Annotated in this window: 11 protein-coding genes; 4 read left to right on the top strand and 7 right to left on the bottom strand. The window is 54.1% G+C overall.

Annotation, left to right across the window (positions count from 1 at the left end):
• Window positions 1–2 precede the first annotated feature (2 nt).
• Window positions 3–299, top strand: coding sequence for a YciI family protein (locus CWM57_RS00130; RefSeq protein WP_008804420.1), 297 nt, complete (start codon window positions 3–5; stop codon window positions 297–299).
• Window positions 300–569: 270 nt separating this feature from the next.
• On the opposite strand, the gene CWM57_RS00125 is transcribed toward CWM57_RS00130, so the two are convergent.
• Entirely contained in the window at window positions 570–2,999 is a 2,430-nt protein-coding gene (locus CWM57_RS00125; protein ID WP_074385539.1) for a glucose/quinate/shikimate family membrane-bound PQQ-dependent dehydrogenase, read from the bottom strand.
• Between the two features lie 752 nt (window positions 3,000–3,751).
• On the opposite strand from CWM57_RS00125, the gene CWM57_RS00120 reads away from it, so the two are divergent.
• Window positions 3,752–4,363 (top strand): YceI family protein, encoded by a 612-nt coding sequence (locus CWM57_RS00120; RefSeq protein WP_227520639.1) that lies wholly within the window; start codon window positions 3,752–3,754, stop codon window positions 4,361–4,363.
• A 493-nt stretch (window positions 4,364–4,856) separates the two neighbouring features.
• Here CWM57_RS00120 and CWM57_RS27110 read toward each other — a convergent pair whose 3' ends face one another.
• Window positions 4,857–5,030 carry a YciY family protein gene (locus tag CWM57_RS27110; protein ID WP_123235798.1) on the bottom strand — a complete coding sequence of 58 codons (174 nt, stop codon included), beginning with the start codon at window positions 5,028–5,030 and terminating at the stop codon, window positions 4,857–4,859.
• Between the two features lie 143 nt (window positions 5,031–5,173).
• Here CWM57_RS27110 and cls point away from each other — a divergent pair, with 143 nt between their 5' ends.
• Both cls and CWM57_RS00110 read left to right on the top strand, forming a co-directional pair.
• Window positions 5,174–6,634, top strand: coding sequence for a cardiolipin synthase (gene cls, locus CWM57_RS00115; protein ID WP_008804416.1), 1,461 nt, complete (start codon window positions 5,174–5,176; stop codon window positions 6,632–6,634).
• A 34-nt stretch (window positions 6,635–6,668) separates the two neighbouring features.
• Window positions 6,669–6,998, top strand: coding sequence for an HI1450 family dsDNA-mimic protein (locus CWM57_RS00110; RefSeq protein WP_061154212.1), 330 nt, complete (start codon window positions 6,669–6,671; stop codon window positions 6,996–6,998).
• A 63-nt stretch (window positions 6,999–7,061) separates the two neighbouring features.
• On the opposite strand, the gene CWM57_RS00105 is transcribed toward CWM57_RS00110, so the two are convergent.
• From CWM57_RS00105 to oppB, 5 genes are read right to left on the bottom strand one after another with little or no spacing between them, the layout of a single operon-like run.
• A complete protein-coding gene (locus CWM57_RS00105) occupies window positions 7,062–7,889 on the bottom strand; it encodes an ion transporter (protein WP_100675429.1) in 828 nt (275 codons plus the stop codon).
• Window positions 7,890–7,945: 56 nt separating this feature from the next.
• Window positions 7,946–8,950: a murein tripeptide/oligopeptide ABC transporter ATP-binding protein OppF gene (oppF, locus tag CWM57_RS00100; RefSeq protein WP_008804414.1), complete on the bottom strand. Its 1,005-nt coding sequence runs from the start codon at window positions 8,948–8,950 to the stop codon at window positions 7,946–7,948.
• Complete coding sequence (locus CWM57_RS00095) at window positions 8,947–9,960, bottom strand: ABC transporter ATP-binding protein (RefSeq protein ID WP_004151853.1); 1,014 nt, start codon at window positions 9,958–9,960, stop codon at window positions 8,947–8,949. The genes oppF and CWM57_RS00095 overlap by 4 nt, the downstream gene beginning before the upstream one ends.
• An 11-nt stretch (window positions 9,961–9,971) precedes the next feature.
• A complete protein-coding gene (oppC, locus tag CWM57_RS00090; protein ID WP_004145396.1) occupies window positions 9,972–10,880 on the bottom strand; it encodes an oligopeptide ABC transporter permease OppC in 909 nt (302 codons plus the stop codon).
• Window positions 10,881–10,894: 14 nt separating this feature from the next.
• Window positions 10,895–11,815: an oligopeptide ABC transporter permease OppB gene (oppB, locus tag CWM57_RS00085; protein ID WP_002910089.1), complete on the bottom strand. Its 921-nt coding sequence runs from the start codon at window positions 11,813–11,815 to the stop codon at window positions 10,895–10,897.
• Window positions 11,816–11,829: the final 14 nt, after the last annotated feature.

Genomic DNA, 11,829 nt, shown 5'->3' with positions numbered 1-11,829 from the left:
CCGTGCTTTACGTTATCTACGCTGAAGATATCGCCGATTCTCTGGAAAAGCGGCTCTCGGTTCGCCCTGCGCATCTCGCGCGTCTACAACTCTTACACGATGAAGGCCGGCTGCTTACCGCCGGGCCAATGCCGGCCGTTGACAGCAACGAACCCGGCGCAGCAGGGTTCAGCGGCTCAACGGTGATTGCCGAGTTTGAGTCGCTGGAAGCGGCTCAGTCCTGGGCGAATGATGATCCGTACATTGCGGCTGGCGTCTACCGCCAGGTCTCTGTTAAGCCGTACAAAAAAGTATTTTGAAAAAAATCCCCTGTTATTTTTCTGGTTAGCCACAAAAACACACCAGGCCATCAGATTAAAGGGCGCATTTTGGTACACAACATTAAAATGCCGCCCTTTTCAATCATGCGAAAAGTTTGGCTGTTCTCTCACTGACCTGTCCTGTGCAGGGTCAGATCCCCTCTCCTGCCACCACATCGTCGCCTACCGTCTCGCCATCCATGCATTAATATAAAAGGCCCCCGCTGTCCGGCGGGGGCCTTTGATCGTTATCGCTGATCCAACTACCTGTTACTTATCGAGCGCATAGGCAATCACGTAGTCACCGCGATCCGGCGACTGGCGGGCACCACCGGCGGAAATCAGGATGTATTGTTTGCCGGTCTTCGGCGAGACATAGCTGATGGGTCCCCCCTGGCTTCCTACCGGAAGACGGGTTTTCCAGACTTCTTCACCCGTCGATGAATCGAAAGCGCGCAGGTAGTAGTCCTGGGTTCCGGCAATGAAGACCAGACCGCCCTGAGTGGCCAGGGTTCCGCCCAGCGTTGGCATACCGATCGGCATCTGAGCACGCATTTTTACGCCAAACGGACCGGTATCCTGGACGGTACCGACCGGCACCTGCCAGACGATTTTCTGTGTTTTCAGGTCAATCGCGGACAGCGTACCAAACGGTGGTTTCTGACACGGGATCCCCAGCGGCGACATGAAACGGTTTTTATTGACCGAGTACGGCGTTCCTTTCATCGGGACTGCCCCCATCCCGGCGTTCACCGCCTCGCCACCGGTGTTGGCCACCGCGCTTTGCGGGTCCTGCTTAATCAGCTGAACCCACAGACCCAGGCGCATATCATTGACGAAAATATAGTGGTTGTTCGGATCGGTGGACAGGCTGCCCCAGTTCATTCCTCCCAGAGAGCCCGGGAAGCTGAGGGAAACATCGGTCCCCGGCATGGTGTACAGCCCGTCATAACGCATCGATTTGAAGCTGATACGACAGACCAGCTGATCAAACGGCGTTGCCCCCCACATATCAGATTCTTTCAGGGTTTCCGCCCCAATCTGCGGCATCCCAACAGAGCGCGGCTGCGTCGCCGGATACTGTTCATTTGGGATATCAGCCGGTTTCACCGGGACCTCTTTCACTTCGGTAAGCGGTTGACCCGTCAGGCGATCAAGTACATAGATTTGGCCCGCTTTGGTCCCCACCACCACGGCGGGTTTGTTGCCCTCTTTGGTCGGGAAATCGACCAGGCTTGGCTGCATCGGGACATCGAAGTCCCACAGATCGTTACGCACGGTCTTGTATACCCACTTCTCTTTCCCGGTGGTCGCATCCAGCGCCAGGATTGAAGTGGCGTATTTGTGATCGCCCTGAATACGGTCTGCGCCCCACAGGTCAACAGAGGAGCTCCCCATCGGAATAAACAGGGTATTCATCGACGCATCCCAGGACATGGGCGCCCAGGAGTTAGCGGAACTGCGTTTGTAATGTTCCCCCGGTTGCAGAACATGATTGGGATCCGGATTACGCGGATCAAATGCCCAGCGCTGCTGGCCAGTGATCACGTCATAACCGCGCACCACGCCGCCCGGCATGTCAGTACTGACGTTATCCGCCACGCGGCCACCAACCACCACTGTGGTGCCAGCCAGCGTCGGGGCTGAAGTCAACACATAGCTTGGATCTGCCGCGGCCCCCATCCCTTCTCGCAGATTCACGCTGCCGTTCGTCCCGAAGTCCGGGCAGAATTGGCCGTTATCAGCGTCTAAGGCGATCAATCTGTCATCAATCGTATTCATCAGGATGCGACGCTGGCATGCGGCTCCCGGCGCGACCTGTGCCGGCAGAACCGGTGTGGAACCAGCCACAGTGGGCTGCGTCAGTGGCTTCGTCGCATCAAAATACGCCAGGCCTCGGCAGCGCATCCAGATTGCGGATTTAGCATTAATTTCCGCTCTCCAGATCTCTTTTCCGCTATCGGCATCCACGGCGATCACATTGTTATGTGGGGTACACAGGAAAACGCGATCGCCTACCTGCAGCGGCGTTTGCTGATCTTCTGCGCCATTGCCATCCGGGCTTAACGGAGTGTCGCCAGTATGGAAGGTCCAGACGGGTTTCAGGTTTTTTACGTTGTCACGCGTGATCTGGTCCAGCGCCACAAAACGGCTACCGCCGGCAGTATTGCCGTAGTGGTCCCAGTTTTGCTGTTTAGCGTCTTCTTTTACCGGCACCAGCGGTAATTTCTCGCCACTGAAAGCCACTGTGGGATGGGGCTGAAACATCTGAACAAAGGTGACGCCCATGGCGATAACCAGGACAACGCAGACCCCCCATGCCCCTTTGGTGCTGTAAGGCTTTCCTTCATGCTTACGTAGCGCAGGCCAGGTGGCCGCTGCCAGCAGCATCAACCCGGCGGGTACCATCAAACGGGAAACGAGCGGCCAGAAGTCGAAGCCGGCATCAAACAGTGCCCAAATCAGGGTACCCACGAATACCAGAGCAAACAGCCACACCGCGGACGACTTGCGGCGGAAAAACTGAATCGCGGCGAGCAGGGTAATAACCCCGGCAATAAGGAAATACCAGCTTCCCCCCAGGGAAACCAGTTTATAACCGCCGATGACAAAGAACAGGCCTGTCGCAAACAGTATCACGCCGACCAGCAGGCACCACAGGCCTAACCAGCCGGATGAGCGGGGATTCGTATCTGACATAATAACTCTCCTGATAACACCATGAAATAAAACTATTTCTTATTTAACTATCGATGTTTAACCCCGCAGTAAGCCAGATGGCATAAATGAAGCATAATGCCGGGATAGAAAATGGCGACAAAACATCGATGCCAGGAATTATATTGAATTGTTAATAGATTGTGTAAGTCCGTTATGTAAGATCTTGTATTTTATTTATTTGTTGATTGTTTTTTATGCAAGCCTGGCGTGATATAGCAAAAAAAACGCCAAATACAATGAAACGGAAACAACTATAACCGATGGACATTACAGAATAATATATTGAATTTTCATGTTTGATATGAACATTAAATCAGCTAACAGCTTAAACCATGGTTATTACTCTTTTTTTGAAATTGACTGGATACGCATATCGATGCGGGTCACTTTTTCCTGATCGATATTAAGCCATAGGGTAAATACGGATTATCCTCTGGTTTTCGGAAGGTATTGCACCGGGCTTAGACAAGCTTCCTACATTCAGGAACGCAGTGATTTCACGGCCCCCAAAATTGCATTACCCGAATGATAAAGGCACACATAACACGCTGACATTGGCCAATAAAAATCACGCTATAAGGTAAAAGTTGCAGATGATAATTTTTTAAATTCTATTAATTGCTTTGCGTAAAGTTCACGCAGGGTTATTGTAGGGGTATTCGTAATTGATTAAAAATTTTGAAAGGGAATAACAAATGTTTTCAATAAACGCTTAATTTTTTTGGGCTACTATTTTTGGACCTGACCCATGTAAGGAGCTTTTTGTGAACCTTTGGAAAAAAACAGCATTTCTTTCTCTGCTTGCCTTATATATCCCTGTTTCACAAGCCGCGGCGACGGAATATAACCTGGATCCGCAGCACACGTCGGTTTTTATTGCCTGGAACCATTTCGGATTCTCTAACCCTACAGCCTATATCTCTGATGTTTCAGGAAAATTGTCTTTTGACAAAGAAAACCCTGAAAAATCTTCTGTTAACGTTACTCTGCCGGTAAAAACCATTGACACGCATGTCAAAGCGTTAACCGATGAATTTTTAGGCAAAGAATACTTCGATGTCAAAACGTTTCCAGAGGCCACTTTCCAGAGTACCAAAGTGGAAAGCAAAGGCGGGAATAAATATGATGTTGAAGGTAATCTGACCATTAAAGGCATCACCAAACCGGTAGTACTGCATGCAACCCTGAATAAGCAGGACATGCATCCGATGGTGAAAAAAGAGGCTATTGGCTTTGATGCGACGGGTGTAATCAAACGTTCTGACTTCAAGCTTGATAAGTATGTGCCAGCGGTGAGTGATAACGTGACCATCACCTTATCTACTGAAGCATATGCGATATAAATTAACGCACGCGTAATAGCGTGCATTTTATTCAGGCGCGTTATCCAGACCGCCATCCTGAAAGGGAAACACTGGCGCAGATTATTTCAGCTCCGGTGGGGTTCATTTAGCCTCAAGCGCGATTTCCTGACAGCGCCTGTTTCATTATTCCCCTCAACTTACATCAGGTTGCATCTGCTGGTCTGTGGTGACATGCGTTCGACAACGCCGCACCTGTCTGGGTAACAATAAATGCTGCATGCCGATTAATTCCTGTGGCGCCAGGGATAGGTTCAGTCTGAAAGAAACTGCCAGGAATAACGTGGCGTGCATAGCATGCCTATTTCAATGAGACGTGAAATCAAGCCAGGTTCAGTCTGTCGTTGCATCGCTGCATGACAACACAAAGATTTCAATATCGCGAAGATAAAAGATGGCGAAGATAAAAAGGGAATTCAGCGCAGAATTGAGAAAACGACAACGGCACCGCTCACGGTGCCGTTAATCTGCTCACTTAACAGTCGGGGAAGACAAACAGCAGAGCATGACGCTGCCGTTTCACCAGTCCCTTCCTGATAGCAAGGATCCGCATATTGCGGCGCGATTGGGCTTCCAGCCAGCGCGCTTTACGGCGATTCACCTGTCTCAGCATGCGCCAGCGCCCTACTTCCGTTCTACTACGCTTCATTGCAACGACTCTACGAGTGAAAACAGCCTCCATTATAAACCTCTACCGGCAACTGACTACCGCTTTTGCTGCGTTTTTATTTGCCAGAAAAATACTGATGCGTAAACTCATCACATAACGTCATTCAAAAGGATTTTACATCTATGACAACCTTTTACACGGTGGTGAACTGGCTGGTCATTCTGGGGTACTGGCTGTTGATCGCCGGTGTAACATTACGAATTCTAATGAAACGCCGCGCTGTCCCGTCCGCCATGGCATGGTTGCTGATCATTTATATCCTGCCGCTGGTGGGAATTATCGCCTATCTCTCCTTTGGTGAACTGCATCTCGGCAAACGCCGGGCGGAACGCGCCAGAGCGATGTGGCCCTCGACGGCCAAGTGGTTAAACGATCTCAAAGCCTGCAAACATATCTTCGCGGAAGATAACAGCCCGGTGGCCGAATCCCTGTTCAAGCTATGCGAACGGCGTCAGGGGATTGGCGGGGTGAAAGGCAACCAGCTGCAGCTGCTGACGGAATCTGACGATGTGATGCAGGCCCTGATCCGCGATATTCAGCTGGCCCGCCACAATATCGAGATGGTCTTTTATATCTGGCAGCCAGGCGGTATGGCCGACAGCGTCGCCGAATCGCTGATGGCCGCCGCCCGTCGCGGGGTTCACTGTCGGTTAATGCTCGACTCTGCGGGCAGCGTGGCCTTTTTCCGCAGCCCGTGGGCGGCGATGATGCGTAACGCCGGTATTGAGGTCGTCGAGGCCCTCAAAGTTAACCTGATGCGTGTGTTCCTGCGCCGGATGGATTTGCGTCAACATCGCAAAATGGTGATGATCGATAACTATATTGCCTATACCGGCAGCATGAATATGGTCGATCCGCGCTACTTTAAGCAAGACTCGGGGGTCGGCCAGTGGATTGACCTGATGGCGCGGATGGAAGGCCCGGTGGCGACCTCGATGGGCATCGTCTACTCCTGCGACTGGGAAATCGAAACCGGAAAGCGCATTCTGCCGCCGCCACCGGACGTCAATATCATGCCGTTCGAAGAGGCCAGCGGGCATACCATCCACACGATCGCCTCCGGCCCGGGCTTTCCGGAAGATCTGATCCATCAGGCGCTCCTCACCGCCGCCTACGCGGCGAAAGAGCATCTGATCATGACGACGCCCTACTTCGTGCCCAGCGACGACCTGCTGCACGCGATCTGTACCGCAGCCCAGCGCGGCGTCGACGTGAGTATTATTTTACCGCGCAAGAACGATTCACTGCTGGTGGGCTGGGCCAGCCGGGCCTTTTTCACCGAGCTGCTGGCAGCCGGGGTCAAAATTTATCAGTTTGAAGGCGGACTGTTGCATACCAAGAGCGTGCTGGTGGATGGCGAACTCAGCCTGGTGGGAACGGTGAATCTGGATATGCGCAGCCTGTGGCTCAATTTTGAGATTACGCTGGTCATTGATGACGCCGGTTTCGGCAGCGATCTGGCGGCGGTCCAGGATGACTATATCTCACGTTCGCGCCTGCTTGACGCCCGTCGTTGGCTAAAACGACCGCTCTGGCAGCGGATCGTCGAGCGACTGTTTTACTTCTTCAGCCCGTTGCTGTAAAACGTGCCCATCAGATACCGAATGAGTAGCAATCATGGATATGGATTTAAACAACCGCCTGACCGAAGACGAAACGCTTGAGCAGGCTTACGATATCTTCCTCGAGCTGGCGGCCGACAACCTCGACCCGGCGGACATCATTCTGTTTAACCTGCAGTTTGAAGAGCGCGGGGGCGCCGAGCTGTTCGACCCGGCAGCAGACTGGGAAGAGCATGTGGATTACGATCTGAATCCGGATTTCTTCGCCGAAGTGGTGATTGGCCTGGCGGATACCGATGGCGGGGAAATCAATGACATTTTCGCCCGTGTTCTGCTGTGCCGCGAAAAAGATCATAAGCTGTGTCATATTCTATGGCGTGAGTAACGCTCACCAGCCAGTGAAAAGCCTGCCGCGATCCTCCCGGCAGGCTTTTTTTATGCTGGCAGCTTATTCCGGCAACGCATGCCCGCAGGCGTGACAAAAACGGGCGTTATCGTCATGGTCGCCCTGCTGACACTGCGGACACAGGCGACGCTGACGCCGACGATTCAGGGCGCTGGTCATATGGGTAGTGATAAGCCCGGTCGGTATCGCGATAATGGAGTAGCCGATCAGGATGAGGATAGACGCCAGAATGCGGCCCAGTGGGGTATGCGGGGTGATATCGCCATAGCCGACGGTGGTGATGGTCACGATGGCCCAATAGACCGAGGCATTGAGCGTCGTAAAGCCGTATTCCGGCCCCTCGATCAAATACATTAGCGAACCGAAAATCACCATCACAATGGCGATAAACGAATAGAACAGAATCAGCTGGTGACGCGCACTGACGATTGCTCGCCAGAACACGTTGAGCGAAGGCATAAAGCGCAACAGTTTGAGAATACGCAGCGCGCGGATCGCCCGCATTGCTCGCCAGGCAAAGACATAATTCAGGCTAATCTCCGGCCACAGCCACATTACATACAGCGGTAAAATCGTCGCCAGGTCAATCAGCCCCCAAAAACTGAAAATATAGTGGAGCGGATTGGGCCAGGTGGCGATACGCAGCAGGTACTCCACGGTAAAAACCGCGGTCACCAGCAGCTCCAGCCAGACGAAGATATGCCATTCATCTAATGTCAGATGATATTGCGTGCCCAGCCCCGACTCGATAAAAATCACCAGCACGCTGAGCAAGGCGAAAAGTCCGCACAGCCCTTCGAAGCGGCGGCCGGAACGTCGATTCTGATCAAAAAGTAAATGATAAAGCCGCAGACGAGCGGCAGAAAGCATACCCACTTCGTTAACCTCGCAAAAAAAAAAGGGCTGACCTGCGTCAGCCCCTGAGATTATAACGGGTCTACCTTAAGGCAGGAAACCGCATGGCGGAAACTGCCCTCCAGTACCGGGCGGGTTTTCGCACACTCTGGCCCGGCGAGCGGGCAGCGGGTGCGGAACACGCAGCCCGACGGCGGGTTAATTGGCGAGGGTAATTCGCCCTCCAGCAACTGAATAGTTTTCGCTTTCTCGAGATCAGGATCGGGGATCGGTACCGCCGACATCAGCGCTTTGGTATAAGGATGCAGCGGATTATGATACACCTCGTCGTAGGTGCCCAGCTCCACCGCATGGCCCAGATACATCACCAGGACGCGGTCGGAGATATGTTTAACCACCGCCAGATCGTGGGCGATAAATATCAGTGACAGCCCCATTTCACGCTGCAACTGCTGCAGCAGGTTGACCACCTGAGCCTGAATCGACACGTCAAGCGCAGATACTGGCTCATCGCAGATAATCAGCTTCGGCTCAAGGATCAATGCCCGTGCGATGCCAATACGCTGGCACTGACCGCCGGAGAACTCGTGCGGATAGCGGTTGATCAGATTAGGCAGCAACCCGACCTTCATCATCATCGCTTTGACGCGATCGCGAACTTCCTGACGCGACATCTTCGGATGATAGGTGCGCAGCGGTTCGGCGATAATCTCCCCGATGGTCATGCGCGGGTTCAGCGATGCCAGCGGATCCTGGAAGATCATCTGGATATCGCTGCGCACGTCGCGCCACTCTTCCTGCTTCATGCCCAGCAGATCTTTCCCAAGCCAGGCCACTTTGCCATCGGTCGCTTTCACCAGGCCAATAATGGCGCGGGCGAAGGTCGATTTACCGCAACCTGACTCCCCCACCACACCGAGGGTTTCTCCCTCATAGAGACGCAGCGTCACGCCATCCACCGCTTTCAGCGTTTTCGACGGCTGCCAGAACCACTGCTTGCCATCTTTGATATCGAAATGCACCTTCAGGTCGGCAATCTCGAGCAGAACTTTTCGTTGTTCAGTTACGGCGTTCATAGCAGATCCCCCACCGGTTTAAAGCAGGCGCGCAGGCGGCCTGGCGCGAACGACTCCAGCGGCGGTGCGCTGCTGCACTGCTCCATGGCGTGCGGACAGCGCGGCTGGAATGGACAGCCTTTCGGCAATCGCAGCAGGTTTGGCGGGTTGCCAGGGATGGTTAACAACGCATCGCCTTCGGCATCCAGGCGTGGAACCGCATTTAACAGGCCAATAGAGTATGGATGCGACGGCTGATAGAAGACATCGCGCGCCTGACCGTACTCCATGGTGCGCCCGGCATACATCACCAGCACTTTATCGCAGATCCCGGCCACCACTCCGAGGTCGTGGGTGATCATGATGATAGCCGTATTAAATTCGCGTTTAAGCTCATTCAACAGCGTCATGATCTGCGCCTGCACGGTGACGTCCAGCGCGGTAGTGGGTTCATCCGCTATCAGCAGCCGGGGCCGGCACAACAGCGCCATGGCAATCATCACGCGCTGGCGCATCCCGCCGGAGAACTCATGCGGAAACATCTTCATACGCTTGCGCGCTTCCGGCATTTTTACCGCATCGAGCATCTTCACCGACTCTTCAAACGCTTCGGCTTTGCTCAGTCCTTTGTGCAGCATCAGAACTTCCATTAACTGCTCGCCCACCCGCATATACGGGTTAAGAGAGGTCATCGGATCCTGGAAAATCATCGAGATTTGCTCGGCGCGCAGTTTGTTCAGTTCACGCTCGGGCAAATTGAGGATCTGCCGGCCGTTAAAGGTGGCGGAGCCCCCGATACGACCGTTGGCCGCCAGCAGTCCCATCAGGGCGAAGGCGGTTTGCGATTTACCGGAGCCAGATTCCCCCACAATGCCGAGCGTCTCGCCCGCCTGCAGGGTGAAGTTCAGGTCATTAACGGCGGTGACATCGCCATCCGGCGTTTTAAAGGTGACGCGAAGATCTTTCACGTCCAGCAGCAGGCCGCTGTGACTCTGCGCTTGCGGCGCTTTTGCCGTTTCAATCATGGTCATGGCAGCGCTCCTTAGCGGTCTTTCGGGTCGAGGGCATCACGCAGACCATCGCCGATAAAGTTGAAACAGAACAGGGTCACCACCAGGAAACCCGCCGGGAACAGCAGCAGCCAGGGCGAGACCTCCATTGAGTTGGCGCCATCACTGAGCAATGCTCCCCAACTGCTGAGCGGCTCCTGGGTTCCCAGCCCGAGGAAGCTGAGGAAGGATTCGAAGAGGATCATGCTGGGGACCAGCAGCGAGGCGTACACTACCACCACCCCCAGTACGTTGGGGACGATATGGCGCAGCACGATGCTAGCCGTGGAGACCCCACCGACCTGCGCGGCTTCGATAAACTCTTTACGCTTCAGGCTCAAGGTCTGTCCGCGCACGATACGCGCCATATCCAGCCAGGAAACCATGCCGATGGCAACAAAGATCAGCAGGATATTCTGACCAAAAAAGGTCACCAACAGGATGACGAAGAACATAAACGGGAAGGAGTTGAGGATCTCCAGCAGACGCATCATCACCGAATCCACTTTGCCGCCGAGATAACCGGAAAGCGAACCGTACAGCGTGCCGAGGATCACCGCCACCAGCGCCGCTGCCACCCCGACCATCAGCGAAATGCGCCCGCCGATCGCCACGCGCACCAGCAGGTCGCGCCCGGAGGAGTCGGTTCCGAAGTAGTGGCCTGAAGCCATATCCGGTGCGTTGGACATCATGCCCCAGTCGGTATCGAAGTAGGAGAACGACGACACCATCGGCGCAAAGGTGACAAACAGCGCAATAAGCACCAGCATTATCAGGCTGGTCACCGCGGCGCGGTTGTGCATAAAGCGGCGACGCGCATCCTGCCAGAGGCTACGCCCCTCCACTTCCAGCTTCTCACTGAAGTTTTCCAGCGCCTCGCTATTTTTCTTACTTAACATCATGGCGAACTCCGGCTTCAGTAGCGAATCTTCGGATCGATAACGGCGTACAGCACGTCAACGATGGCGTTGAACAGGATAGTCAGGGCGCCAACGAGGATCGTCAGGCTCAGCACCAGCGAGTAGTCGCGGTTAAGCGCCCCGTTAACGAACAGCTGGCCGATCCCCGGCAGGCCGTAAATGGTTTCAATGACCATTGAGCCGGTGATGATGCCCACGAAAGCTGGCCCCATATAGGAGAGCACCGGCAGCAGCGCCGGCTTCAGCGCATGGCGCAAAATAATGCGGCGCATCGGCAGCCCTTTTGCCCGCGCGGTGCGGATAAAGTTAGAGTGCAACACTTCTATCATCGAGCCGCGGGTGATACGGGCGATACTGGCGATATAGGCCAGGGAAAGCGCCACCATCGGCAGGATCATAAATTTCAGCGCTCCGCCGTTCCAGCCGCCGCCCGGCAGCCAGTGCAGGGTAATGGCAAAGATCATCACCAGCAGCGGCGCGACCACAAAGCTCGGAATAACCACGCCGGTCATGGCTACCCCCATCACTGCGTAGTCCCATCGGGTGTTTTGCTTCAGAGCGGCTATCACCCCGGCGGCGACGCCGATCACCACCGCGAGTAAAAAGGCGGCGAAGCCCAGTTTCGCAGAAACCGGGAAGCTGGCAGCCACCAGATCGTTGACCGAATAATCTTTGTATTTAAACGAGGGACCAAAATCGCCATGCGCCAGTTGCTTCAGATAATTGAAGTACTGCGTCATGATAGGGTCGTTTAAATGGTATTTTGCTTCAATATTCGCCATGACTTCCGGCGGCAGGGTGCGCTCCCCGGTAAAAGGACTTCCCGGAGCCAGACGCATCATGAAGAATGAGATGGTAATAAGAATAAATAGCGTCGGAATCGCTTCCAGACAGCGACGTAAGATAAATTTTAACATTGCCCGTACCTTCT

The sequence above is a fragment of the Klebsiella sp. G-Nf4 genome, from assembly GCF_002810615.1.
Taxonomy (GTDB): Bacteria; Pseudomonadota; Gammaproteobacteria; order Enterobacterales; family Enterobacteriaceae; genus Klebsiella; species Klebsiella variicola.
Note: the sequence above shows the minus strand (reverse complement) of the source record. Positions and strands in the feature narration are given on the sequence as shown.

What these genes read in the sequence shown, in the direction of transcription:
- CWM57_RS00110 (WP_061154212.1), top strand. Translation starts at nt 6,669, where the DNA reads ATGGATATGGATTTAAACAACCGCCTGACCGAAGACGAAACGCTTGAG.
- CWM57_RS00125 (WP_074385539.1), bottom strand. Translation starts at nt 2,999, where the DNA reads ATGTCAGATACGAATCCCCGCTCATCCGGCTGGTTAGGCCTGTGGTGC.
- oppC (WP_004145396.1), bottom strand. Translation starts at nt 10,880, where the DNA reads ATGATGTTAAGTAAGAAAAATAGCGAGGCGCTGGAAAACTTCAGTGAG.
- CWM57_RS00105 (WP_100675429.1), bottom strand. Translation starts at nt 7,889, where the DNA reads ATGCTTTCTGCCGCTCGTCTGCGGCTTTATCATTTACTTTTTGATCAG.
- oppB (WP_002910089.1), bottom strand. Translation starts at nt 11,815, where the DNA reads ATGTTAAAATTTATCTTACGTCGCTGTCTGGAAGCGATTCCGACGCTA.
- CWM57_RS00095 (WP_004151853.1), bottom strand. Translation starts at nt 9,960, where the DNA reads ATGACCATGATTGAAACGGCAAAAGCGCCGCAAGCGCAGAGTCACAGC.
- CWM57_RS27110 (WP_123235798.1), bottom strand. Translation starts at nt 5,030, where the DNA reads ATGAAGCGTAGTAGAACGGAAGTAGGGCGCTGGCGCATGCTGAGACAG.
- oppF (WP_008804414.1), bottom strand. Translation starts at nt 8,950, where the DNA reads ATGAACGCCGTAACTGAACAACGAAAAGTTCTGCTCGAGATTGCCGAC.
- cls (WP_008804416.1), top strand. Translation starts at nt 5,174, where the DNA reads ATGACAACCTTTTACACGGTGGTGAACTGGCTGGTCATTCTGGGGTAC.